The sequence below is a fragment of the Aureimonas sp. D3 genome (assembly GCF_001463805.1).
Classification (GTDB): domain Bacteria; phylum Pseudomonadota; class Alphaproteobacteria; order Rhizobiales; family Rhizobiaceae; genus Aureimonas; species Aureimonas ureilytica_A.
Window position 1 is genome coordinate 65884 of the sequence record NZ_BBWM01000014.1, and the last position, 21846, is coordinate 87729.

The window sequence follows — 21846 nt, forward strand, 5'->3', positions numbered from 1 at the left end:
CCCAAGAGTTAGAACAGGAAGTAGCGCTGCGCCATGGGCAGCACCTTGGCGGGTTCGCAGGTCAGAAGCTCGCCATCGGCGCGCACCTCGTAGGTCTCGGGATCGACCTCGATATGGGGCGTCAGATCGTTGAGGATCATGGAGGCCTTGGTCAGCCCGCCGCGCGTGTTCTCGACGGGCAGGAAGGTCTTCTCGCAGCCGAGCTTGTCGCGCAGCCCGTCCGCCATGGCGGCGGCGGACACGAAGGTGACGCCGGACGCGCCGACCGCCTTGCCATAGGCGCCGAACATCGGGCGATAATGCACGGGCTGCGGCGTCGGGATGGAGGCGTTGGGATCGCCCATGGGGGCTGCGACGATCGTGCCGCCGAGCAGCACCATGGCGGGCTTCACGCCGAAGAAGGCCGTATCCCAGAGCACGAGATCGGCGCGCTTGCCGACTTCCACCGAGCCGATCTCTCGGCCCATGCCCTGCGCCAGAGCCGGGTTGATCGTGACCTTCGCGATATAGCGGCGCACGCGCAGGTTATCGTTGTCGCCGGTCTCGCCGGAGAGGCGGCCGCGCTGCTTCTTCATCTTGTCGGCGGTCTGGAAGGTGCGAATGATCACCTCGCCGACACGGCCCATGGCCTGACTGTCCGACGAGATGATCGAGAAGGCACCGATATCGTGGAGAATGTCCTCGGCCGCGATGGTCTCCTTGCGGATGCGCGACTCCGCGAAGGCGATGTCCTCGGGGATGGACGGGTCGAGATGGTGGCACACCATGAGCATGTCCAGATGCTCTTCCAGCGTGTTGATCGTGTAAGGCCGGGTCGGATTGGTGGAGCCCGGCAGGACGTTCGGCAGGCCGCAGACCTTGATGATGTCGGGCGCATGGCCACCGCCCGCCCCTTCCGTGTGGAAGGCGTGGATCGTGCGGCCCCGGAAGGCGCCGACCGTGTCTTCCACGAAGCCCGATTCGTTGAGCGTGTCGGTGTGGATCATCACCTGCACGTCGTGCTCGTCGGCCACCGTCAGGCAGCAGTCGATCGCGGCCGGGGTCGTGCCCCAGTCCTCGTGCAGCTTCAGCGCTGCCGCGCCGGCCTTGATCATCTCGACCAGCGCACCCGGCTGCGAGGCATTGCCCTTGCCGGCCAGCGCGAAGTTCATGGGGAAAGCGTCGAGCGACTGGATCATGCGCGCCAGATGCCAGGGGCCGGGCGTGCAGGTGGTGGCGAGCGTGCCGTGCGCCGGCCCCGTGCCGCCGCCGACCATGCAGGTGACGCCCGAGAACAGGGCGTCCTCGATCTGCTGCGGGCAGATGAAATGGATATGGCTGTCGATGGCTCCGGCGGTCAGGATCTTGCCCTCGCCCGCGATCGCCTCCGTACCGGGGCCGACGACGATCGTGACACCCGGCTGCGTGTCCGGATTGCCGGCCTTGCCGATGGCGTGGATGCGCCCGCCCCGAAGGCCCACATCGGCCTTATAGATGCCGGAGTGATCGACGATCAGCGCATTGGTGATGACGGTATCGACCGCGCCTTCGGCTCGGCTCGCTTGGCTTTGGCCCATGCCGTCGCGGATCACCTTGCCGCCGCCGAATTTTACCTCTTCGCCGTAGGTGGTGAGATCGCGCTCCACCTCGATGAAAAGGTCCGTATCGGCCAGCCGCACCTTGTCGCCGACGGTCGGCCCGTACATCGCGGCATAGGTGGAGCGACTGATGGATGCGGGCATGGGTCGGGACTCCTGAGGCGTCTTTCGCGTTGCGGCAGATTAAGCGGATCGCGGCGGATTGTCTGCCACCGGCTGCGGGAAACTTGAGCTTTTCGCCAATTTGCGCGTTCTGGAAGCATGACACGTTTTCCGCGCCCCGCACCGCTTCCGGTTCTCGCCCTGTGTGCCTCGCTTCTGAGCGCTTCAGGCGCTTTCGCGCAGCCCTTCGACCCCGGCCCGCCGGGCACGCCGGTCGGCTCCTCTATGTCGGGCGCGCGAATCGGCGGCGCGCCGAAAACCCGCGCGCCGCTCGCCATCCCGAACGCCCGCGTCTTCGGGGATACGGTAGAGGAACGCGCCTATGGGCGCGACTACGACAATTCCTATCTGACACCGCGCATTCCACAGCCGGACGCGGACGGCAGTTCGACACGCCTTCGCGCCGGCGAAGGGCGCCCCGCTCTGGATTCCAGCCGCGCCGGCGATTTCGCGCGCTCGGACGGCTCGGTGATCAACAAGAGCGGGGTGACACGGCCCATCTCGCCGCCGCGCCGGGCGCGCATCGTGCCCAACGGCAAGGCTCCCCGATAGGTCACGAAGGAGCGGAAGCGTTTACCAGACTTGACATTTCTCGAGAGTGCGAGGGCTGCCGCGCTGGAGCGGGAACGCGAAAGCGGCTTTGCTGTTGTTCGACAAAGGATCGGATTGTCCGATTCGCTTTTTTTCGCGCCGGGCTTTGCCCGACCTTTCGAACGAGGCCACGCGATGCGTTCTTTTTCCTGGTCCCTGATCGCCCTTACGGCCGGTCTGTCCTTCGCCCTTCCCGCCCATGCCCAGAGCATCGGAGGCGGCGGCATCGGCGGAAGCTCCGGAGCGAGTGCAGGCGGCGGCAGCTCGACGCCCAGCCTCGGCGGGGCCACCAACTCGCTTGGCTCGTCGGGCGGCGTCGGCTCCAGCAGCACCTCCACCCAGCAGCGCGCGACCGCCGGCTCGGCCACGATCAACTCCGTCAACGCGGACGCCGCCGCGCGTTCGGGCAATCTCGGCGCGGCCTCCACGATCGGCAATTCGACCGGCTCGGCCCTGGGCGGCGGCACGTTCCAGAGCACGGCCGGAACTGGTCCCGCCGCGCTCTACAACATCCCGATCCCCAAGGTGAACGTCGATCTGCCCTCGATCCGCAGCGCGCTGCGCCAAGGCCCGAACGCGACGCCGGATCGCTACGGCAACTGATCGAAGAACGGGGGCTGGCCACCCGACCGGTCAGCCCCCGCCGTGGGCAGCGCCCTCTTCATCTTTCGCCAACCCTCTATCCATGCGCGCATCGAATCCACTCGAACGGGTATACGTTCGATTGTATGATCCCCTTAAAGCGCATCTCGCCTCCGACCGGACGTTGAGCCACGCTCCATGTCGAAACGGGTTCGAGAAAGCGGGACGTAGCAGGGGGATCATGACGAAGGATGCAGCCCCTCCCCTTGCGCCAGCGCCCCGTCTCAGCCCCGACGACATTCTGGCGATTTTCAACTGCGCCCCGACATCCCTTTGGGTTCAGGATCTCAGCCTTCTGAAGGCGCGGCTCGATCAATGGCGCGCGGGCGGCATTCGCGATCTGCGTGCCCATCTGGCCGGCGACGCGACGCGAGTGGAGGAACTCGTTCCCCTCGTTCGGATCGTGAGCGTCAACGCCGAAACGCTTCGCCTTTATGATGCCGCCGACGAGGCGGACCTCTTCGCCCATATCCGCGTCATCTTCGGCCCGGATCAGATCGCCTCCTTCGTCGAGGTGATCTGCCAGCTGTGGGACGGGGCCTTGCGCGCGAGCTTGGTCACCAGGAATTACACGGTGAAGGGCCTGCCCTTCGACGTCAGCTATAACGGGCGTCTTCTTCCCGGCCATGAAACCGGCTGGGGCCGGTATCTGATCTCGGTCGAGGACGTGTCCGACCGCGAGCAGGCGCGGCGGCAACTGGAGTTCGCCCGCACGCACGATCCGCTGAGCGGTCTCTTCAACCGAACCTTTCTGACCGATGAAATGGAGCGGCTGGAAACATGTGCTGAGCCGGTCGCGATCGCGGTGATCGATCTGAACGGCCTCAAGGACGCGAACGACCATTTCGGCCACAAGGCCGGCGACGATCTCATCCGCAAGATGGGGCGCGTTCTCTCCACCAGCCTGCCCGCCTGCTGCCGGTCGGCGCGCATGGGTGGGGACGAGTTCGTGGTTCTGGTGCAGGGTGCGGAGAAAGGGCAATGGGGCCAGCTTCTGGACGCCCTCACACGCGGCGTCGAAGCGGAGAATGCGAGCGGCGGCGTTGCCCCCTTGAACTTCTCCATCGGCGCGGCTTGGCGGATGCCGGGCGAGACCATGGAAAGTTTGCTAGCCCGTGCGGACCGGCGCATGTACCGCTCCAAACGCGCCTTTTACGACGAGGTCGCCGCCTGACATCTCTGTCCCGGCCGCGCTTGGCGAAGATAGGGCATCATGAAAAAGGCGCCTCGCGGCGCCTTTCCTGTTTCTGGAGCTGAGGTCGTCCGCTTCAGAGCGCGCCTTGCACCCGGCCGTTGAAGCCAAAGACGCGGCGCTCGCCCGAAAGCGGCACGAGGCGCACGTCGCGCGACTGGCCGGGCTCGAAGCGCACGGCCGTTCCGGCCGCGATGTCGAGCCGGTAGCCGCGCGCGGCTTCCCGGTCGAAGCGCAGAGCGCCGTTGGTCTCGGCGAAATGATAGTGCGAGCCGACCTGGATAGGCCGGTCGCCCGTATTGGCGACGTGAAGCTCGATCGCCTCGCGCCCTGCATTCAGAACGATGTCGCCATCCGCTACGATGATTTCGCCGGGGATCATATCAGCCCACCATGAGAACGAGGCCACCGAGGGCCGTGGCGCCGCCCAGAAGACGCGGCAGGAGACCCGCGCCACCCAGCGCGCGGCCGAGAAGAAGACCCGCGCCATGCAAGACGGCGGTGGAGAGCGCAAAGCCGATCGCGAAGCTCGCAGCACCCGCGCCGCCCAATTCGCCGCCATGGGCGTAGCCATGGAACAGCGCGAAGAGGCCGACCACAACGGCCGACAGCGCCACGGGCAGGCGCACCGCGAGCGCGACCAGGAGCCCCAGCGCCACGACGGAAGCGAGAATGGCGGGTTCGACCATGGGCAGCGAGACGCCCGAGAGCGCGAGCGCGAAGCCCACGAGCATGGTGCCGACAAAGGCCGATGGTACCAGCCATCGAGCGCGGCCGCCGATCAGCGCGGCCCAGAGACCCACCGCCACCATGGCGAGGATGTGATCGGCCCCGAACAAGGGATGGCTGACGCCTGCCATGAACGAGCCGTGCGCGGCCGGGTCCAGATGGGCGAAGGCGGGGGCCGTGGCGGTGCCGAGCGCGGCGGCGGTCAGCAGGATCAGTCTCAACATGTCTTGTCCCTCATTTGGTCGACAGGCGCCCGGTTTCGGTCGCGCCGCACCGCCCTTCGCATGGACGCTCCATCCCCGCAAGAACGCGATGCTCCAGTCTGGAGAGCAGCATGAAAGCGCGCCGCGCCAATGTCAAAGGCAGACGATGCCCCTGCCTCGAAAACGGACAATTGACCATCCGGGCAAGTGTTTCAAATGCGAGGGAGCGCCGTCACCGAAGAGAAATCCTCCCGCGCTAGGATCAGCGCAAAGGGAGCGGAGGACTGAGAACCGCGCCCGAGACAGGACCTCGAAACCCGATGAAGCGGATCGCAGCCCTTTCCATGATCGTGACGGTTTTGACCGCTGGGCTCGGCTTCGCCTCGCCGGCCGGCGTATCGGAGCCCTTCCGCGTGCGCACCGTGACGATGAACGGCATCAGCGGTCCGGCCTATTATTCCCGCGCCGCCGGCACGTTCCGCTTCCTGCCCCAAGCGTCGGGCAGCCAGATGGCGGCTTTGAGAGCGCCCTTACCATGAACGCGTCAGGCACAACGGCGCGTCGCCCGATCTGACCCTATCCAGCCAGCGAACGCTGCGCCTTCGAACCGCTTAGCGGATCGGCTCGTGCACCGTTACCAGCTTGGTGCCGTCGGGAAAGGTCGCCTCGACCTGCACGTCATGGATCATCTCGGCAATGCCCTCCATGACCTGATCGCGAGTGATGACATGGGCGCCCGCTTCCATGAGATCGGCCACCGAGCGCCCGTCGCGCGCGCCCTCCACCACGAAATCCGTGATCAGCGCGATGGCCTCGGGATGATTGAGCTTCACGCCTCGCTCCAGACGCTTGCGCGCCACGATGGCGGCCATGGCGATCAGAAGCTTGTCCTTCTCGCGAGGGGTGAGGTTCATCGACGCGATCTCCTATCCATGGTCCCGAGCACTCTGTTCCAGCCGAATCGGAGGCAAGTGGTTCGTCAGAGCGACCATACGCGGGGAAGGCCGACCTGCGAAAGCAGCGCCAGCGCCGGCACGAGCCGCTTTCGCAGCGCATAATAGCTGGGCGCGACGAGCCGGGCCATGCCGAACCCGTCGATATGACTGGCGCCGCCTTCCGGCCCCAGCACCTCGCGCAAGGCGGACAGCACGCCCTCCCCGCGCTCGTCCTGCCAGAACACGGTCGCGAAGGCCCGGGCCGCGCCGAGCGAAGCGTTTCGGCCGGTGAGTTCGGCGATGTCGCTACCCAGCTTGAGATCGTCGGCCAGGATGAGTTGCCCCTCGCGGCGCACACGCCATCGATCCCGCAAAGCGCCCGTCGTCACGCTCTCGCCCATGGCCTCACGCCCCAGAACGACGCTTTCGCACAAAAGGAGCCGGCTGCTGGAAGCGGCATCCACATCGAGACTGCGGCTGAGCCGGCCGCCGTCGAACAGAATCGTTTCCTGCGGGAGATAGCTCAGCGCCGCATTCGGCGCGACGGTCAGGCGCGTCGTAAGACGGGCGTCGGCCCCGGTGGAGCGATAGATGCGCTCGCAGGCCTGTGTCGTCACGCGCAGCGCACCGCTTGGCTCCACTTCGAAGCTCTGCCGCAGCGCGTCGCCGCCCGTCAGGCCACCGGCCGTATTGATCAGCACCGCCTCGGCCTCAGCCACGCGGGGAAAGCGCAGCTTGAGCGCACCGGCCTGATGCAGATGCCGCAACCGCGTTTCGCCGCGCGGGCCAGCGGGGCCGAACGTGGCGCGCGCCTCGCCTTGGGCGCGCTGGGCGCGCATAGGCGGCACGTCGCCGGCTTCGCGAGAGAGATCGACCAGCATGGAAAAGGAAGACGAGATTTACTGCGCGGCTTCCGCGAACGCGCCGTGCGGCTGTTCGGAGGAGACTTCGCGACCGGGCAGAACGCCCTCGGCAAAGCGGCGGCCAGACATGGCAAGGTCGGACGGGCCAGCGACATAGACCCGAGTCGAGCCGTGAAGAAGCGCGACGAAGCAGGCATCCACCACGCCGGCCGCCGAAATCGCCTGGAGGCTGGAGCCGGCGGGAACGTCGATCTGCTTGATGAGACAGAGCGGCGAGCCGGGAACCTGCGCGGCCAGCCAGGCGGCCACGCTGTCCGACGTGACGCTCCAGGTGTCGTCGGCGTTGCGACCCGACAGGATCATGTCGGAGGGCATCCAGACCGGCACGAGGCCACGGGCCTGCGCGGATTCGATGGCTTCCAGCGTGCGGGCCGGCACCAGCTTTTCGCCAAGCGCCACGAGCGCATGACCGAACTGTTCCATGGCCAGCAGCGTCATGCGGTAGGCCGCTTCCGCATCGTAGCCGATGCGGGTCTGAAACTGGCGCACGGTGTTGGCGAAGGGTCCGCCGCCCGGCACGATGACCAGCGGGCGTCCGGTCTTTTCGATGGACTGGACCCACTTGCGCAGATCGGGCGTGGCAATCGAACTTCCGCCGAACTTCACGATCAGCATGGGCTTCGTCATCGCCTCTCTCCCTCGATTTTCTGAGCGTGGCTCAAAAGAGCCTCATTCATGCGCAGCTTGAACACGTTTTAGCAGTCTTGCAAAGTTTCGTGATTCCCTGTCACATAAAATGCAAATAGCTGCATCCCGTCCAACGCATAGCGGGCGCGATGGCTCCGCCTAGGCGAGCGAGCGCGGCCGCCGATTCGGGCAAGGCCAGATCTTGAGCAGCCCGGCTGCGGAAGGTTAGATCGTGCGTTCGTCGCGATAGCGACGGATCGCGACGCCGACGGCTTCCGGGCCGAGATCGAGCTTTTCCACCTGGATCTCGACCGACAACAATCGGGCATCCCGCAACAGATCGGCGGCCAGGTCTTCGGCCAGTGCTTCCACCAGATCGGTATGTCCCTGGTCGGCCAGGCGGCGGATCGCGTCCGTCACGATGTCGTAGGAATAGACTTCGCTGACCTCGCGCGGGACGCGGCTCGGGCGGCGGATTTCCGCCTCGACCGTGAAGCGGAGCCGCTGCGTGCGGTCGCGCTCGAAGCGATAGGCCCCGACGCGGAAGGGCAGCGTGAAACCGCGCACGAAGATGCGATCCGTCTCCGCCGCGCTGCGCTCCGGTGTAGCACCGCGCTCCGGCGCCAAGGTGGCGGGCGGGGCGTCCAGCATACGCCGGCCGAGCGCCAGCGTTTCGGCATCGGCCTCCTCGAACACCAGCGCTTCCGGCCCGAGCACCAGAAGGCGCGGAATGTCGGGAAGCTCCAGACGACCGCCGAACCAGCATTCCATGCCCGCCTCGCGGCACGCGCGCTGGAATTCGGCCAGCGTTTCCAGCGAGAAGGCGCGCAGAAGCGCCCGGTCCGGATCGAGCAGAATCACCGAATAGCCACCACGCATCACGGCAACGAACTCGTCCGGCGCTTCCAGCCGGGCGACGCGCAAAGGGTCGGCCGGGAGCGTGACGTCGCCGGCCATGGCGAAGTACAGCTCGGGCTGGCCCTCCACCCGCCGCTCGATGATCTGGCCGGGCACCCTGTCCCGCCGCGCCGGCGCCAGCACATAATCCGCGCCCGCTTCGAGCGCGCGGCGCGCTTCTTCGGGCGAGCGGACGGCGATGGCGAGGCGGCAAGGCTTGGAAAGCGTCATGTCACGGTGTTCCGGCGCTGGAAGCGCTCGTCCTCGTAGCGTTTCGAAGCGAGCAGTTCGGCGATGGTTATCGCTGCGTTAAGCGCGTCGGCGAAGCTGTTGTAAAGAGGCGCGAAGCCAAAGCGCAGAATGTCGGGCGCGCGGAAGTCTCCGACGACGCCCTCGTCGATCAGCGCCTGACACAGGGCATAGGCCGCCGGATGCGTGAAGGACACCTGACTGCCGCGCCGCGCGGGCTCGCGCGGGGTAACGAGTTGCAGCCCGTGCCCGGCACAGAGCGCCTCCACGGCCGCGATGAAGAAGCGTGTCAGCGCCACGGACTTCTCGCGCAACGCGGCCATATCCACGCCGTCGAACGCATCCAGTGCGGCGTCCAGCGCGGAAAGCGCCAGCACCGAGGGCGTGCCGGTCAGGAAGCGTGTGACGCCCGACGCCGGCTGGTAGCCCGCCTCGAAAGCGAAGGGCGCGGCATGGCCGAACCAGCCCGACAGCGGCTGGCGGGCGGCTGCCTGATGACGCGGCGCGACATAGAGAAAGGCCGGCGCGCCGGGGCCACCGTTCAGATATTTGTAGCCGCAGCCGATCGCGAAATCCGCCCCGTCGCCTGCGAGATCCACCGGCAGAGCCCCGGCCGAATGCGCGAGATCCCACAGCGCCAGCGCGCCGCGCTCATGCGCCAGACGCGATAGGGCGGCCATGTCGTGCAGCGCGCCGGTGCGATAGTTCGCCTGCGTCAGCATGAGGACGGCGGTCTCGTCCGTGACAAGGGCCGGAATCTCGTCGGCATGATCGGCGAGACGCAGCTCGTGCCCTTGGTTCAGAAGACTGGCGAGCCCCTCGGCCATATAAAGATCGGTCGGGAAGTTGGAGCGCTCCGACACGATGACGCGACGGCCCGGACGCAGCGCCAGGGCGCTCGCCAGAACCTTGAAGAGATTGACCGAGGTCGAGTCGCAGGCAACAAGCGCCCCCTCCTCCGCCCCGACGAGGCGGGCGATGCGCGCGCCGACGCGCGCGGGCAGGTCGACCCAGCCGGCCTGGTTCCAGGAGGCGATCAGCCCCGTTCCCCATTCGCGGTCGACGACATCGCGCAACCGGGCTCGCGCGCCATAGGTCAGGCAGCCGAGCGAGTTGCCGTCGAGATAGGTCATGCCTTCCGGCAGATGGAACAGGGCGCGCAAGGGGCGCAGCCTGTCGGCGTGGTCGGCGGCCTCGGCGCGCTCGGTCCAGAGATCGGAGAGAGCGGGAATCACATCAGCCACGGCCGAACGCCTTGAACGCGACGGTGGTGAACGTATCCACCACGCCATCCACCGTCTGCAGCTTCTCGGTCACGAAGTGCCCGATGTCGCGCCCGGCTTCCAGATAGAATTTGGCGAGAAGATCGTATTGGCCCGAGGTCGAGTAGATTTCCGAAATCTCCTCGACGCTCTCAACCAGATCGTCGGCCACGGTATAAGCCGTACCGGGCCGACATTTGAACTGAACAAAAATCGCTTGCATCACGGTGTCTCCAGAGCGCTTGAGCTATCAGAGAGAAGCGCCTGAGGTCAAAACTCTCGTCATCTGCGAGCCCGACAGAGCCAAGTCTTCGATCACATCGAAATGATGCCGATCGGGAATGTCCGCCGCTTCCACCGGAACACCCAGCCCGGACCATGCGGAGGCCAGAAAATGCGTCTGGCGGCGAAGCTCGGGCAGTTCCGCCGCGCCGACCACGGCATGGATGGGGCAGATATGAAGAGGCTCAAGCAGCGCCGGGCTTTGCGCCAGCGCTTCAGCCGCGTCGATGCGCAGCGTATCGTTCATGCGGGTGCGACGGATCGGCCTGAGATCATGCAGGCCGCTGATCGGCACGACGCGATCGACCCGCGCCAGGACGGGGCCGGGCAAAGGCGAGCCGGCGGCGACCATGCGCGCCACGAGATGCCCGCCCGCCGAATGGCCGACGAGCCGGATGCCGCCCTCAATGCCACGCGCGGCCAGTGCGATCGCCTGTGCCACATCCTCTGCGATTTCGGTCAGGCGTGCTTCTGGCGCGAGACGGTAGCTCGGCATGGCGACGGCAAAGCCGGATTCCACCGCGCCGCGCGCCAGATGCGACCAGACGGATTTGTCGAGCGCCTTCCAGTATCCGCCATGGACGAAGACGACGAGGCCGCGCGCGGGGCCTTCGGGCCGGAACAGGTCGAGCTTCTGGCGCTCATGCGCGCCATAGGCGAGGTCGATCTCGCTGCGTCGCCGCCCTTCCATCGCATCGCGGAAGGCGGAGGCTTCGCGCTGCCAGCGAGGCACGAACGTGTCGGAGCGCTGGACGGCGCCCGAATTGTCATAGGCCGCGTCGAAATCGGCGACCGGAATCCAATGGGTCATGCTGCGCTCCTCCCCGCATTCGGAAAGGAATAGGGCGCGACACCGGCCGCGTCACGCCCCGCGCTCCATCAATCGACGAAGGAGCGCTCCACGACATAGGTGCCGGGCTTGGAATTGGCGCCTTCTTCGAGGCCGAAGCGCTCGCACAGGGCGGCCGTTTCCTTCAGCATCTCCATGGAGCCGCAGATCATGGCGCGGTCGGTCGCGGGGTCCATCGGTGGCACGCCGAGATCGGTGAAGAGCTTGCCGGTTTCGAGCAGCGTCGTGACGCGCTCGCCCTTGTGCTCGCCCTCGCGCGTGGCGGAGCCGTGATAGAGCAGCTTGTCGCCCACGAGTTCGGACAGGAACTCATCACTCTTGATCGACTCGACCAGTTCCTGCCCGTAGCGCAGCTCGGCCAGCTCGCGCGTCGTATGCGTCAGGATGACCTGATCGAACTTCTCGTAGGTTTCGGGATCGCGGATCACGCCGGCGAAGGGCGCGATACCCGTGCCCGTCGAGAAGAGATAAAGCCGGTTGCCGGGCAGGAGCGCGTCGAGCACGAGCGTGCCCGTCGGCTTCTTGCGCATCAGAACCGTGTCGCCCGGCTGGATCTTCTGGAGATGCTCGGTCAGCGGGCCGCCCGGCACCTTGATGGAGAAGAATTCCAGCTCTTCGTCCCAAGAGGGGCTGGCGATCGAATAGGCGCGGAAGACCGGCTTCTCGGCATTGGGCAGGCCGATCATCGCGAACTCGCCGGTGCGGAAGCGGAAGCTCGCGGGCCGGGTCATGCGGAACTTGAAGAGGCGGTCGGTATAGTGCTTCACCTCGGTCACGGTCTCGGCGAAGACATTGGCCGGGATCGGGAAGGCGGCGGTTTCAGACGCGAGCGGAGTCTGGACGGGGGCGTTCATCGGGGGCCCTTCGGCAGCAAGCAAAACGGGGCGCGGCTGACCTCAAGCCAAACCGGCATCGCGGCGCGAAACCGCGCCGCAAACGAAATCTCCCTCTCCTGACCCATCCCGGGCCCAAAAAAAAGGTCGTTTATTCTCAAACCAGCACGTCGCGCGAAATTTCCGCCTTCGTGCCGAAGATGCGGCGATAGCGCTCGATGGATTCGGGCGTGCCCGTGGCCTTGGCCGGATTGTCCGAAAGCTTCACCGCCGGACGCCCGTCCGCGTCCATGACCTTGCAGACCAGCGAGATCGGATGGAGGCCGGGCGTGTCCTCCGGCGCGACGCCGCGAAAGTCGTTGGTGAGATTGGTGCCCCAGCCGAAGCTCATGCGCACCCGCCCGTCGAAATGGCGATAGGTTTCCTCGATGGAATCGACATCCATGCCGTCCGAAAAGACGAGCAGCTTGTCGCGCGGGTCGACGCCCTTCGAGCGCCACCAGGCCATGATCGCTTCGCCGCCTTCGATCGGCGGGGCCGAGTCGGGGCGGAAACCCGTCCAGTTCGCCACCCAGCCGGGCGCGCGTTCCAGAAACGAGGCCGTGCCGAACGTGTCGGGCAGCACCACCAGAAGATTGCCACCGTACCAGCTCTGCCACGCCTTCAGCACCTCGTAGGGCGCATCGCGAAGCTCGGCGTCGGAGCGGGCCATGGCGGCATAGACCATGGGCAGTTCGTGCGCGTTGGTACCGATGGCTTCGAGATCGGTCTCCATGGCGAGCAAGACGTTGGATGAGCCGATGAAGCGATCGCCGAGCTTTTCCTTCAGCGCCTCGACGCACCAGCGCTGCCACAGGAAGGAATGGCGGCGACGCGTTCCGAAATCCGACATGCGGATGGCCGGCAGCTTATCCAGCCGCTCGACCTTCTCCCACATCTTGGCCTTGGCGCGGGCGTAGAGCACGTCGAGTTCGAAACGGCCGTAATCCTTCATCGCGGCGCGCGAGCGAAGCTCGTTGATGATGGCGAGCGCCGGGATTTCCCACATCATCGTGTGGGTCCAGGGGCCGTGGAACATCAGCTCGTACTGCCCGTCCCGCTTGGCGAGTTCATAGGGCGGAAGCTGGAAATCGCGCAGCCATTCCAAGAAGGCCGGTAGGAAGATCTGCCGCTCGCCATAGAAGGAGTTACCCGCCAGCCAGATCATCTCACGCTTGGAAAAGCGCACGGAGCGGGCATAGTCGAGCTGGGCGCGCAGCTCCGCCTCGTCGATCTCGTCGGCGATGCGCACGGTCTTGGTGCGGTTGATCAGGCGGAAGGTGACCTGCGTGTTGGGGTGTAGGCCCCAGACCATCTGCAGCATCAGAAGCTTGTAGAAATCCGTGTCGAGCAGCGAGCGCACGATCGGGTCGAGCTTGAACGTGTGGTTCCACACTCGCGTTGCAATATCCGTGGCGACCATGACCGCCCTTTCCGATGACGCTCGTTTCGGCTTCGATGCTTAGCCGATCGAAACGAGCGATGACAGCCCGACCCTGCGGCAGGCTTATCTATGCTGCATTGCCCGCTTCATGCGCATGATCAAATAACTTGCACAATCCTGACGAAAGTCGTGATCTACTCCGGCCGTGAATCGCATGGAGCGCCCTCGCATGGCCCGAACCCCACCGCCCTCTTCCCCTCATCCGGTCGATGAGCGCCTCCCCGCCGGGCGACTCGCTCCGCTTGCCTTGCAGCATGTGCTCGTCATGTATGCCGGTGCGGTGGCCGTGCCGCTGATCGTCGGGCGTGCCCTGCAACTGCCGCCCGAGGATGTCGCCTTCCTGATCTCGGCCGATCTCTTCGCCTGCGGCATCGCCACGATGATCCAGAGCCTCGGGCTTTGGGGCACGGGCATTCGCCTGCCGGTGATGATGGGCGTCACCTTCGCCTCGGTCGGCCCGATGCTCGCCATGGGCGCGCTGCCGGAGGTCGGGCTGCTCGGCATCTACGGCTCGGTCATCGCGGCGGGCCTGTTCGGCATTCTCGTCGCGCCCGTGGTCGGGCGCGTGTTGCCGCTGTTTCCCCCTGTCGTGACCGGCTCGATCATTCTCGTGATCGGCATCTCGCTGATGCGCGTCGGCATCAACTGGGCGGGCGGGGGCCTGCCGACCCTGCCGAAGGTGCTGGAAACGGGCGAGCGCGTGCAGGTGGCCAATCCCGCCTATGGCGCGCCGGAGGGACTGCTGATGGCGGCTTTCGTGCTCCTCGTCATTCTGGCGATCCTGCGCTGGGGGCGCGGCTTCATCGCCAATGTCGCGGTTCTCGCCGGCATCGTGGCGGGCGCGGCGGTGGCGACGATGCTGGGCGCGATGCATTTCGATAAGGTGGCGGCGGCCCCCTGGTTCGGCCTCGTCCTGCCCTTTCATTTCGGCTGGCCGCAATTTCATCTCGTGCCGATCCTGACCATGTGCCTCGTCATGATCGTGGTGATGATCGAGTCGCTCGGCATGTTTCTGGCGCTCGGCGAGATGACCGAGCGGACGCTCGACCGCAAGTCGATCACGCGCGGCCTGCGCGCCGATGGCGTCGGCACGCTGATCGGCGGCATCTTCAACACCTTCCCCTATACGTCCTTCTCGCAGAATGTCGGTCTCGTCGGCGTCACGGGCGTCAAGTCGCGCTTCGTCACGGCGGCGGGCGGCGTCATCCTGCTCGCTCTCGGCCTCAGCCCGAAAATGGCGGCTCTGGTGGAGGCCGTGCCGGTCACGGTGCTCGGCGGGGCGGGGCTCGTGATGTTCGGCATGGTGGCCGCGACGGGCGTTCGCATTCTCTCCGCCGTGGACTTCCGCAGCAACCGAAGCAATCTCTTCATCGTCGCCCTGTCGATCGGTTTCGGCATGATCCCGCTGGTCGCGCCCGGTTTCTTCCACCACATGCCCCGCGCCCTCCAGCCGCTTCTGGAATCGGGCATCCTGCTCGCCGCCATCGCCTCGGTCCTCCTCAACCTCTTCTTCAACCGGCTGGACGGGGCGGATGTGGCGCGCACCCGGTCCGCCGGCGTGGCCGGGGCGTCCGAGCACGTCTGAGCCGGCGATGGATCGAAGACACGGGCGGGTGAGCCTCGACGGGTGCGCCTGCGCCATGCGACAAGCCGGGCGAACTCCTAGGCAAGGACCGCCCGCCATGTCGCTTCGCCGCCTCGCGCTTGCCGGCCTTCTCACCGGGCTGACCCTTTCCGCCCCGCCGGCCGAGGCCGACGAGACGAGGCGACTGCAACTGCCCGTCGCCTGCGCCATCGGGCAGGACTGTTTCGTCCAGCAATTGCCGGACATGGACCCCGGCCCCGGCGTCAGCGACCCGTTCTGCGGCACGGCGGCCTATGACGGGCATGACGGGATCGACATTCGCGTCCTCTCCATGCGCGATATCGAGCGCGGCGTGCCGGTCGTGGCCGCTCTCGGCGGCACGGTGCGGGGCGGGCGCGACGGGATGCCGGATCGGCTCGCCAACACGAAGGAATTGCGGGACGCCGTCCAATCCGTCGAATGCGGCAATGGCGTCGTGATCGACCACGGCCAAGGCTTGGAAACGCAATATTGCCATATGCGGCGGGGTTCCGTGCGCGTGAAGCCGGGCCAGCGTGTGGAGGCCGGTCAAACACTTGGCGAGATCGGCTCGTCGGGGCTCGCCGAGTTTCCGCACGTCCACCTTTCGGTGCGCCGCAACGGCGCCAAGATCGACCCCATCTCCGGCCGCGCGGTCGGCGGCGGCTGCCTCGCTGACGATACGGAGCGCGCCACGCTCTTTACCCCGGAGGCGGCGGAGCTTCTTGCGCGGCCGACGACGCAGCTTCTCGCCATGGGGCTGGCCGGCGAGGTGTTGGATTACGATAAGCTTGCCAGTGACGGCCCGCCACCGACGGCGGGCGCGAATGCGACGATGACGGTCGGCTGGGGCTGGTTCGCCAATCTCCATGGCGGAGACCGCGTGCGTTTCCAGATGACCGATCCCGCCGGGACCAAGGTTCTGGACACGCTGACGGAACCGCTGGACCGCAACAAGGCCGTTTATTCCGGCCTTGCGGGCCTGCGCCGCCCGCCCACGCCGGGCACCTGGGTTCTGGATGTCGCGGTGGAGCGAGACGGAACCGCGCTTCTGCATCGAACCCAGCGCATCGAAATCCGCTGACGGGCCCCGGCTTCGCGCGTGACAAGCGCGCGGGGCTGACGCAGTCTGTGCGCCGACGCCGCCCGGTCTCGCGCGGCTTTCGGTCAGGAGACGCGCCATGTTTCGTCGGACCCGCCTTTCCCTGCTTCTGTGCCTGACGGTTCTGCCGGTCTTTCCGGCGGGAGCCGCCTCCCCCGCCCCGGTCGCCGCCGAGCATGGCATGGTCGTCACCGCCCAGCGCCTCGCGTCCGAGATCGGCGTCGAGGTGCTGCGCTCGGGCGGCAACGCCGTGGATGCGGCGGTGGCGGTCGGCTATGCGCTCGCCGTGGTCTATCCGACCGCCGGCAATCTCGGCGGCGGCGGCTTCATGACGCTGCGCCTGAAGGACGGCACCACGCGCTTCATCGACTTTCGCGAACGCGCGCCGGGCAAGGCCACCAAGGACATGTATCTGGATGCCAAGGGCGATCCGGTTCCAGCCCTTTCGACCGATGGCTATCTCGCGGTCGGCGTGCCCGGCTCGGTCGCCGGCTTCGAACATGCGCGCGAGCAGTTCGGCACCAAGGACCGCGCGGCGCTGCTCGCCCCCGCGATCCGCCTCGCGCGCGACGGCTTCGAGCTGTCGCCCGGCGATGTCGCGAGCTTCGCGGAGGGAAATGCCGATCTTGCCAAGGACCCGGCGGCGGCGGCGATCTTCCTGAAGAACGGCACGGAGCCTTATCGCGCGGGCGAGCGGCTGCTGCAGAGCGACCTCGCCCGCACGCTGGAAGCCATCGCCCAACGCGGACCGGACGGGTTCTACAAGGGCGCGGCGGCCGAGGCCATCGCGCAGGCCAGCGCCGCGCATGGCGGCATTCTGGAGCGGAGCGATTTCGAGGCTTACAAGGTTCGCGAACTCGATCCTGTCCGCTGCGACTATCGCGGCTACGAGATCATTTCCTCGCCGCCGCCCAGCTCCGGCGGCGTGGTGATCTGCGAAATCCTGAATATTCTGGAAGCCTATCCGCTGAGTTATACCGGCTACGGCTCGGCCGAGACGGTGCATCTGATGGCGGAGGCCATGCGGCAGGCTTTCGTGGACCGCAACTCGGCGCTGGGCGACCCCGATTTCGTGAAGAACCCGACCGAGACGCTGCTCTCGCAAGCCTATGCCGACAAGGTGCGCGCGCGCATCGATCCCAACCGGGCCGGTGTCTCGGCCGCGATGAAGCCGGTCGGAGCGGAAAGCCACGAGACGACGCATTATTCCATCATCGACAAGGACGGTAACGCCGTCGCCGTGACCTACACGCTGAACGGCGCCTTTGGCGCGCGCGTGGTCGCGCCCGGCACGGGCGTTCTCCTGAACAACGAGATGGACGATTTCACGCAGAAACCGGGCGTGCCCAATCTCTATGGGCTGGTGCAGGGCGAGGCCAATGCCATCGCGCCCGGCAAGACGCCGCTGTCTTCCATGAGCCCGACGATCATCACGCAGAAGGGCGAGCCCGTCATGGTGATCGGCTCGCCCGGTGGCTCGCGCATCATCACCATCGTCGCGGAAGCCATCATGAACGTGGTGGATCACGGCATGGATATTCAGGAAGCGGTGGACGCGCCGCGCATCCACCATCAATGGCAGCCCGACCGAATCACGATGGAACCCCGCGCCCTCTCGCCCGACACGATCCGACTTCTCGCCGCCAAGGGCCATGTGGTGCGCGAAGACCCGAACTGGCCGGTCTGGGGCGAAGCGGCGGGCATCCTCGTCGGCGGCCCGAGTCTGGGCAAGCGCGATCCGCAGAGCCCCAACCGCTTCTTCGGGGCGATCGACGCGCGGGCCGGCGCGGGGGCGGCGATCGGCTACTGACGCCCCGCACGCCGCCATCCTTTTGCCACGACTTCGCCCCCTGAGGATCGCAAAGCCGCTTCGCCGCGTTTGCCCTTCTGAGGGCGGCGAAGCGGCGCCGGCCTCGCGGAAGAGCAGCGAGGGGCGCGAAGGGCGATGAGCGGAGACACGCAGCGGAAACATTCGGCGACAGGGGACATCATCCTCGGCCTCGCCTCGGCGGGCGCGCTGACCGTCCTGGGCTTCATCGCCGGCAAGTCGGGTGGGGCGCGCGAGCGCGGCTGGCCGGGCGAGGCCGGCGGCAAGGACGCCTCCGCCGCCTGGTCCGACGATCCGGCCTCGGGCCAGGGCGGGAAAACGTCGGTGGCCATGGGCGACAGCGCGCACGGGCGCGCCGCCCAGAAGCCGACGGCCATTCCGGCGAAAGGCTGGAAGGACGTTCTCTGGCGCACCTATGAGGAATTCTCGAACGACCGGCTGATGCTGGTCGCCGCCGGCGTCACCTTCTACGTGCTCCTGGCGCTGTTTCCCGCCATCACCGCCTTCATCTCGATCTATGGTCTGTTCAGCGATCCGGCCAGCGTGCGCGATCAGTTGCAGGGCCTTCAGGGCGTTCTGCCCGGCGGCGCGCTCCAGATCATCGGCGAGCAGTTGCAGCGCATCACCTCGCAGGAAAGCGCCAAGCTGGGCTTCGGCATGATCTTCGGCCTCGGCGTCGCGCTCTGGAGCGCCAATGCCGGCATGAAGACGCTCTTCGACGCCATGAACATCGTTTACGAGGAAGAGGAAAAGCGCGGCTTCATCAAGCTGACTCTCATTACGCTCGGCTTCACGCTCGGCACGATCGTCGCGCTCATCGTGGCGCTGACGGGCGTCGTCGTCCTGCCGATCGTCCTGGAGTTTCTGCATCTGGGCAGTCTGGAAACCGTGCTTCTGGTTCTGCGCTGGCCGATCCTGCTCGTGCTCTTCGCGCTCGGGCTTTCGATCATCTACCGCGTCGGCCCCAGCCGCTCGGCCGCGCGCTGGCGCTGGATCGCGCCGGGCAGCCTGTTCGCCGCCGCGCTCTGGGTCCTGTTCTCCCTGCTCTTCTCCTGGTACGCCCAGAATTTCGGCTCCTATGACGAGACCTATGGCTCGCTCGGCGCGGCCATCGGCTTCATGACCTGGATCTGGATTTCCACCATCGTGGTACTGATCGGGGCCGAGCTGAACGCCGAGATGGAGCATCAGACGGCGATCGATTCCACCACCCACGCCGCCCGCCCCATGGGCCAGCGCGGCGCGACCATGGCCGACACGCTGGGCGAGACGAAGGGCTGATACTGCCTTCGGTGTCGTTCGCCACCCAAACGAACTCTCAGGAACTGGACTTCGAAACCTCCGGTTAAGCTTGAAGAGAGCGCAACGGCGGCCCGGCTTCGCTTCGATCCCTCGAACGAGCCGGGCCACATCGCCAAGCGCCCTCCCCCGCAGCCTGAGAGGAGATTTCCATGAAAGCGCTGACCTGGCACGGAAAGAGCGACATCCGCTGCGAAAGCGTGCCCGATCCCCGGATCGAGGACGCACAGGACGTGATCATCAAGGTGACGTCCTGCGCCATCTGCGGCTCCGATCTGCATATCTATGACGGCGTGATCCCCGACATGCATTCGGGCGATATCGTCGGCCACGAGACGATGGGCGAGGTCGTCGAGGTCGGCTCGGGCACCAAAAACCTCAAGGTTGGCGACCGGGTGGTCGTGCCCTTCACCATTTCCTGCGGCGAGTGCTTCTTCTGCAAGCGCGGCTTCTTCTCGGCTTGCGAGCGCTCCAACCCGGACAAGGCCAAGGCCGAGAAGCTCTGGGGCCATTCGCCCGCCGGCCTGTTCGGCTATTCGCATCTTCTGGGCGGCTATCCCGGCGGGCAGGCGGAATACTTACGCGTGCCCTATGCCGATGTCGGGCCGATCAAGGTGCCGGACGGACTCACCGACGAGCAGGTGCTGTTTCTCTCCGACATTTTCCCGACCGGCTACATGGCGGCCGATTTCTGCGACATTCAGCCGGGCGACACGATCGCCGTCTGGGGTTGCGGCCCGGTCGGCCAGATGGCGATCAAGAGCGCGTTCCTGCTGGGTGCCGAGCGCGTCATCGCGATCGACACGGTGCCCGAGCGTCTGGCGATGGCCCAAGCAAGCGGCGCGATCACGCTGAACTTCATGGACGAGGACATCTACGACCGCATTCAGGATCTCACCAACGGGCGCGGCGCGGATGCCTCGATCGACGCGGTGGGGTCCGAAGCGCATGGCATGGCCTCGTTCGACTCGCTGATCGACCGGGTGAAACAGGCGACCTTCATGGGCACCGACCGGCCGCATGTGCTGCGTCAGGCCATCCACTGCACCCGCAATTTCGGCACGGTTTCGATCGTCGGCGTCTATGGCGGCTTCGTGGACAAGATCCCGATGGGTTCGGCGATCAATCGCGGCCTGACCTTCCGCATGGCGCAGACGCCCGTGCAGCGCTACCTGCCGCTTTTGATGGAGCGCATCGTGAAGGGCGAGATCGACCCGTCCTTCGTGATCACGCATACGGGCACGCTGGAAGACGGGCCGGATCTCTACAAGACCTTCCGAGACAAGCAGGATTCCTGCATCAAGGTGGTGCTGAAACCATGAGCGAGACCACGGATTCGCAGAGCCGTCCGCTCGCCGTCGTCACCGGCGCGTCCAGCGGCATCGGGCTGGAACTGGCGCGTCTCTGCGCGGCCGACGGGTTCGATCTCGTCATCGCCGCCGACGAAGCCGAGATCGAGACGGTGGCCACCGAGCTGCGGCGCTCGGGCGTCGCGGTCGAGGCCGTGACCGCCGATCTCTCCAGCCTGGAAGGCGTCGGCCAGCTCGCCGCCGCCATTGGAGAGCGCCCGGTGCACTCTCTCTTCGCCAATGCGGGCCAGGCGCTCGGCAAGGGCTTCCTAGATCAGGACCTCGACCGCGCGCTGGAGATGGTGAACACCAACATCACCGGCACGCTGGCGCTGATCCATCACGTCGGCAACGCGATGCGGGTGCGAGGCGAAGGGCATATCCTGATCACCGGCTCCATCGCCGGCTTCATGCCGGGGGCCTTCATGGCCGTCTACAACGGCACGAAAGCCTTCCTGAACAGCTTCTCCTTCGCGCTGCGCAACGAGCTGAAGGGCACGGGTGTCGCGGTGTCCTGTCTGATGCCGGGGCCGACCGACACGGAGATCTTCGCGCGCGGCGACATGCTGGACACGAGCATGGCGCGGGATATGCCGAAGGAAGACCCCGCCAAGGTCGCGCGCACCGGCTATGAGGCGCTGAAGAAGGGCGAGGGCGATGTGGTGAGCGGATGGTCGAACAAGATTCAGGCCGCGCTCGCCAATGTCACGCCTGCCCCGATGCTGGCGGAGATGAACCGCAAGCTGGCCGAACCGGGCTCGGCCAAGACATGAGCGGCGCGAGCCCTGAAGCCGACCCGTTCGATCTCGGCCGGTTTCTCTCGGCGCAGGAGACGACACAGGCCCGAGCCCTCGCCGAACTCCGACGCGGGCGCAAGGAAAGCCATTGGATGTGGTTCGTCTTTCCGCAACTCGCGGGGCTGGGGCGCAGCGAAACGGCGCGCCATTACGCGATCCGCTCGCTGGCCGAAGCGCGCGCCTATCTCGGCCATCCCGTGCTGGGCTCCCGGCTGCGCGAGGCCGTGGCGGCGGCCATGGCGTCGGGCGTCGCCTCACCCCGCGCTCTGTTCGGCTCGCCCGACGACATGAAGCTGCGCTCCTCCCTGACGCTGTTCCGCGAGGCGGCGGAGGGCGAGGAGGCGCAGCCCTTCGAGGAGGCGCTCGCGCGCTTCTTCGGCGGCGAGGCGGACGAGGAAACGCTGAGGCGGCTGGGCTGACGGGTGCTTCAC

Annotated in this window: 23 protein-coding genes; 11 read left to right on the forward strand and 12 right to left on the reverse strand. The window is 66.6% G+C overall.

Annotated elements, in window-relative coordinates; translation table 11 throughout:
- Positions 1 to 8: 8 nt before the first annotated feature.
- Entirely contained in the window at positions 9 to 1721 is a 1713-nt protein-coding gene (gene ureC / locus AUL36_RS04570; protein ID WP_058635155.1) for an urease subunit alpha, read from the reverse strand.
- 117 nt (positions 1722 to 1838) lie between these two features.
- On the opposite strand from ureC, the gene AUL36_RS04575 reads away from it, so the two are divergent.
- The 3 genes from AUL36_RS04575 (at position 1839) to AUL36_RS04585 (ending at position 4146) form a co-directional block, all read left to right on the forward strand.
- Positions 1839 to 2291, forward strand: coding sequence for a hypothetical protein (locus AUL36_RS04575; RefSeq protein WP_062218492.1), 453 nt, complete (start codon positions 1839 to 1841; stop codon positions 2289 to 2291).
- A 174-nt stretch (positions 2292 to 2465) separates the two neighbouring features.
- On the forward strand, positions 2466 to 2933 hold the full coding sequence (locus AUL36_RS04580) for a hypothetical protein (RefSeq protein ID WP_156418257.1): 468 nt from the start codon (positions 2466 to 2468) through the stop codon (positions 2931 to 2933).
- 220 nt (positions 2934 to 3153) lie between these two features.
- A complete protein-coding gene (locus AUL36_RS04585; RefSeq protein WP_062218496.1) occupies positions 3154 to 4146 on the forward strand; it encodes a GGDEF domain-containing protein in 993 nt (330 codons plus the stop codon).
- 94 nt (positions 4147 to 4240) lie between these two features.
- Here the strand turns inward: AUL36_RS04585 and AUL36_RS04590 are convergent, their stop codons facing one another.
- Together AUL36_RS04590 and AUL36_RS04595 are read right to left on the reverse strand one after the other, a co-directional pair.
- Positions 4241 to 4546, reverse strand: a complete 306-nt coding sequence (locus AUL36_RS04590) for an urease subunit beta (RefSeq protein WP_062218497.1) — start codon at positions 4544 to 4546, stop codon at positions 4241 to 4243.
- Position 4547: 1 nt separating this feature from the next.
- Positions 4548 to 5117, reverse strand: coding sequence for a HupE/UreJ family protein (locus tag AUL36_RS04595; protein WP_058601344.1), 570 nt, complete (start codon positions 5115 to 5117; stop codon positions 4548 to 4550).
- A 299-nt stretch (positions 5118 to 5416) separates the two neighbouring features.
- Between AUL36_RS04595 and AUL36_RS04600 the strand changes: the two genes are divergently transcribed.
- Positions 5417 to 5635: a hypothetical protein gene (locus AUL36_RS04600; protein ID WP_062218499.1), complete on the forward strand. Its 219-nt coding sequence runs from the start codon at positions 5417 to 5419 to the stop codon at positions 5633 to 5635.
- A gap of 72 nt (positions 5636 to 5707) precedes the next feature.
- Here AUL36_RS04600 and AUL36_RS04605 read toward each other — a convergent pair whose 3' ends face one another.
- The 9 genes from AUL36_RS04605 to pncB form a co-directional block, all read right to left on the reverse strand.
- A complete protein-coding gene (locus AUL36_RS04605) occupies positions 5708 to 6010 on the reverse strand; it encodes an urease subunit gamma (protein ID WP_019998062.1) in 303 nt (100 codons plus the stop codon).
- Between the two features lie 65 nt (positions 6011 to 6075).
- On the reverse strand, positions 6076 to 6912 hold the full coding sequence (locus AUL36_RS04610) for an urease accessory protein UreD (RefSeq protein WP_062218501.1): 837 nt from the start codon (positions 6910 to 6912) through the stop codon (positions 6076 to 6078).
- Positions 6913 to 6930: 18 nt separating this feature from the next.
- Positions 6931 to 7581, reverse strand: coding sequence for an amino acid kinase family protein (locus AUL36_RS04615; RefSeq protein ID WP_058601347.1), 651 nt, complete (start codon positions 7579 to 7581; stop codon positions 6931 to 6933).
- A 225-nt stretch (positions 7582 to 7806) separates the two neighbouring features.
- Positions 7807 to 8709 carry a dihydroneopterin aldolase gene (locus AUL36_RS04620; protein ID WP_062218503.1) on the reverse strand — a complete coding sequence of 301 codons (903 nt, stop codon included), beginning with the start codon at positions 8707 to 8709 and terminating at the stop codon, positions 7807 to 7809.
- A complete protein-coding gene (gene kynU, locus AUL36_RS04625) occupies positions 8706 to 9971 on the reverse strand; it encodes a kynureninase (protein ID WP_374700732.1) in 1266 nt (421 codons plus the stop codon). The genes AUL36_RS04620 and kynU overlap by 4 nt, the downstream gene beginning before the upstream one ends.
- A complete protein-coding gene (locus AUL36_RS04630; RefSeq protein ID WP_058601349.1) occupies positions 9964 to 10212 on the reverse strand; it encodes an Lrp/AsnC ligand binding domain-containing protein in 249 nt (82 codons plus the stop codon). The genes kynU and AUL36_RS04630 overlap by 8 nt, the downstream gene beginning before the upstream one ends.
- A 27-nt stretch (positions 10213 to 10239) precedes the next feature.
- Positions 10240 to 11082, reverse strand: coding sequence for an alpha/beta hydrolase (locus tag AUL36_RS04635; protein ID WP_062218505.1), 843 nt, complete (start codon positions 11080 to 11082; stop codon positions 10240 to 10242).
- Between the two features lie 68 nt (positions 11083 to 11150).
- On the reverse strand, positions 11151 to 11975 hold the full coding sequence (locus tag AUL36_RS04640) for a ferredoxin--NADP reductase (protein WP_062218507.1): 825 nt from the start codon (positions 11973 to 11975) through the stop codon (positions 11151 to 11153).
- Positions 11976 to 12111: 136 nt separating this feature from the next.
- Positions 12112 to 13416, reverse strand: coding sequence for a nicotinate phosphoribosyltransferase (gene pncB / locus AUL36_RS04645; RefSeq protein ID WP_058601352.1), 1305 nt, complete (start codon positions 13414 to 13416; stop codon positions 12112 to 12114).
- A 190-nt stretch (positions 13417 to 13606) separates the two neighbouring features.
- Between pncB and AUL36_RS04650 the strand changes: the two genes are divergently transcribed.
- From AUL36_RS04650 to AUL36_RS04680, 7 genes are all read left to right on the forward strand, one after another.
- Entirely contained in the window at positions 13607 to 15022 is a 1416-nt protein-coding gene (locus AUL36_RS04650; protein WP_062218592.1) for a nucleobase:cation symporter-2 family protein, read from the forward strand.
- Between the two features lie 97 nt (positions 15023 to 15119).
- Entirely contained in the window at positions 15120 to 16124 is a 1005-nt protein-coding gene (locus tag AUL36_RS04655; protein WP_062218509.1) for a M23 family metallopeptidase, read from the forward strand.
- Between the two features lie 97 nt (positions 16125 to 16221).
- On the forward strand, positions 16222 to 17952 hold the full coding sequence (ggt, locus tag AUL36_RS04660; RefSeq protein ID WP_062218511.1) for a gamma-glutamyltransferase: 1731 nt from the start codon (positions 16222 to 16224) through the stop codon (positions 17950 to 17952).
- Between the two features lie 135 nt (positions 17953 to 18087).
- Positions 18088 to 19251 (forward strand): YihY/virulence factor BrkB family protein, encoded by a 1164-nt coding sequence (locus AUL36_RS04665; protein WP_062218513.1) that lies wholly within the window; start codon positions 18088 to 18090, stop codon positions 19249 to 19251.
- Positions 19252 to 19421: 170 nt separating this feature from the next.
- On the forward strand, positions 19422 to 20591 hold the full coding sequence (locus tag AUL36_RS04670; RefSeq protein ID WP_058601356.1) for a zinc-dependent alcohol dehydrogenase: 1170 nt from the start codon (positions 19422 to 19424) through the stop codon (positions 20589 to 20591).
- Positions 20588 to 21391 carry an SDR family NAD(P)-dependent oxidoreductase gene (locus AUL36_RS04675; protein ID WP_062218515.1) on the forward strand — a complete coding sequence of 268 codons (804 nt, stop codon included), beginning with the start codon at positions 20588 to 20590 and terminating at the stop codon, positions 21389 to 21391. The genes AUL36_RS04670 and AUL36_RS04675 overlap by 4 nt, the downstream gene beginning before the upstream one ends.
- On the forward strand, positions 21388 to 21834 hold the full coding sequence (locus AUL36_RS04680; RefSeq protein ID WP_062218517.1) for a DUF1810 domain-containing protein: 447 nt from the start codon (positions 21388 to 21390) through the stop codon (positions 21832 to 21834). The genes AUL36_RS04675 and AUL36_RS04680 overlap by 4 nt, the downstream gene beginning before the upstream one ends.
- The last annotated feature ends 12 nt before the right edge of the window (positions 21835 to 21846 follow it).

Coding starts and splice junctions, on each gene's coding strand:
- ureC (WP_058635155.1), bottom strand. CDS start 1,721: ATGCCCGCATCCATCAGTCGCTCCACCTATGCCGCGATGTACGGGCCG.
- AUL36_RS04575 (WP_062218492.1), top strand. CDS start 1,839: ATGACACGTTTTCCGCGCCCCGCACCGCTTCCGGTTCTCGCCCTGTGT.
- AUL36_RS04580 (WP_156418257.1), top strand. CDS start 2,466: ATGCGTTCTTTTTCCTGGTCCCTGATCGCCCTTACGGCCGGTCTGTCC.
- AUL36_RS04585 (WP_062218496.1), top strand. CDS start 3,154: ATGACGAAGGATGCAGCCCCTCCCCTTGCGCCAGCGCCCCGTCTCAGC.
- AUL36_RS04590 (WP_062218497.1), bottom strand. CDS start 4,546: ATGATCCCCGGCGAAATCATCGTAGCGGATGGCGACATCGTTCTGAAT.
- AUL36_RS04595 (WP_058601344.1), bottom strand. CDS start 5,117: ATGTTGAGACTGATCCTGCTGACCGCCGCCGCGCTCGGCACCGCCACG.
- AUL36_RS04600 (WP_062218499.1), top strand. CDS start 5,417: ATGAAGCGGATCGCAGCCCTTTCCATGATCGTGACGGTTTTGACCGCT.
- AUL36_RS04605 (WP_019998062.1), bottom strand. CDS start 6,010: ATGAACCTCACCCCTCGCGAGAAGGACAAGCTTCTGATCGCCATGGCC.
- AUL36_RS04610 (WP_062218501.1), bottom strand. CDS start 6,912: ATGCTGGTCGATCTCTCTCGCGAAGCCGGCGACGTGCCGCCTATGCGC.
- AUL36_RS04615 (WP_058601347.1), bottom strand. CDS start 7,581: ATGACGAAGCCCATGCTGATCGTGAAGTTCGGCGGAAGTTCGATTGCC.
- AUL36_RS04620 (WP_062218503.1), bottom strand. CDS start 8,709: ATGACGCTTTCCAAGCCTTGCCGCCTCGCCATCGCCGTCCGCTCGCCC.
- AUL36_RS04630 (WP_058601349.1), bottom strand. CDS start 10,212: ATGCAAGCGATTTTTGTTCAGTTCAAATGTCGGCCCGGTACGGCTTAT.
- AUL36_RS04635 (WP_062218505.1), bottom strand. CDS start 11,082: ATGACCCATTGGATTCCGGTCGCCGATTTCGACGCGGCCTATGACAAT.
- AUL36_RS04640 (WP_062218507.1), bottom strand. CDS start 11,975: ATGAACGCCCCCGTCCAGACTCCGCTCGCGTCTGAAACCGCCGCCTTC.
- pncB (WP_058601352.1), bottom strand. CDS start 13,416: ATGGTCGCCACGGATATTGCAACGCGAGTGTGGAACCACACGTTCAAG.
- AUL36_RS04650 (WP_062218592.1), top strand. CDS start 13,607: ATGGCCCGAACCCCACCGCCCTCTTCCCCTCATCCGGTCGATGAGCGC.
- AUL36_RS04655 (WP_062218509.1), top strand. CDS start 15,120: ATGTCGCTTCGCCGCCTCGCGCTTGCCGGCCTTCTCACCGGGCTGACC.
- ggt (WP_062218511.1), top strand. CDS start 16,222: ATGTTTCGTCGGACCCGCCTTTCCCTGCTTCTGTGCCTGACGGTTCTG.
- AUL36_RS04665 (WP_062218513.1), top strand. CDS start 18,088: ATGAGCGGAGACACGCAGCGGAAACATTCGGCGACAGGGGACATCATC.
- AUL36_RS04670 (WP_058601356.1), top strand. CDS start 19,422: ATGAAAGCGCTGACCTGGCACGGAAAGAGCGACATCCGCTGCGAAAGC.
- AUL36_RS04675 (WP_062218515.1), top strand. CDS start 20,588: ATGAGCGAGACCACGGATTCGCAGAGCCGTCCGCTCGCCGTCGTCACC.
- AUL36_RS04680 (WP_062218517.1), top strand. CDS start 21,388: ATGAGCGGCGCGAGCCCTGAAGCCGACCCGTTCGATCTCGGCCGGTTT.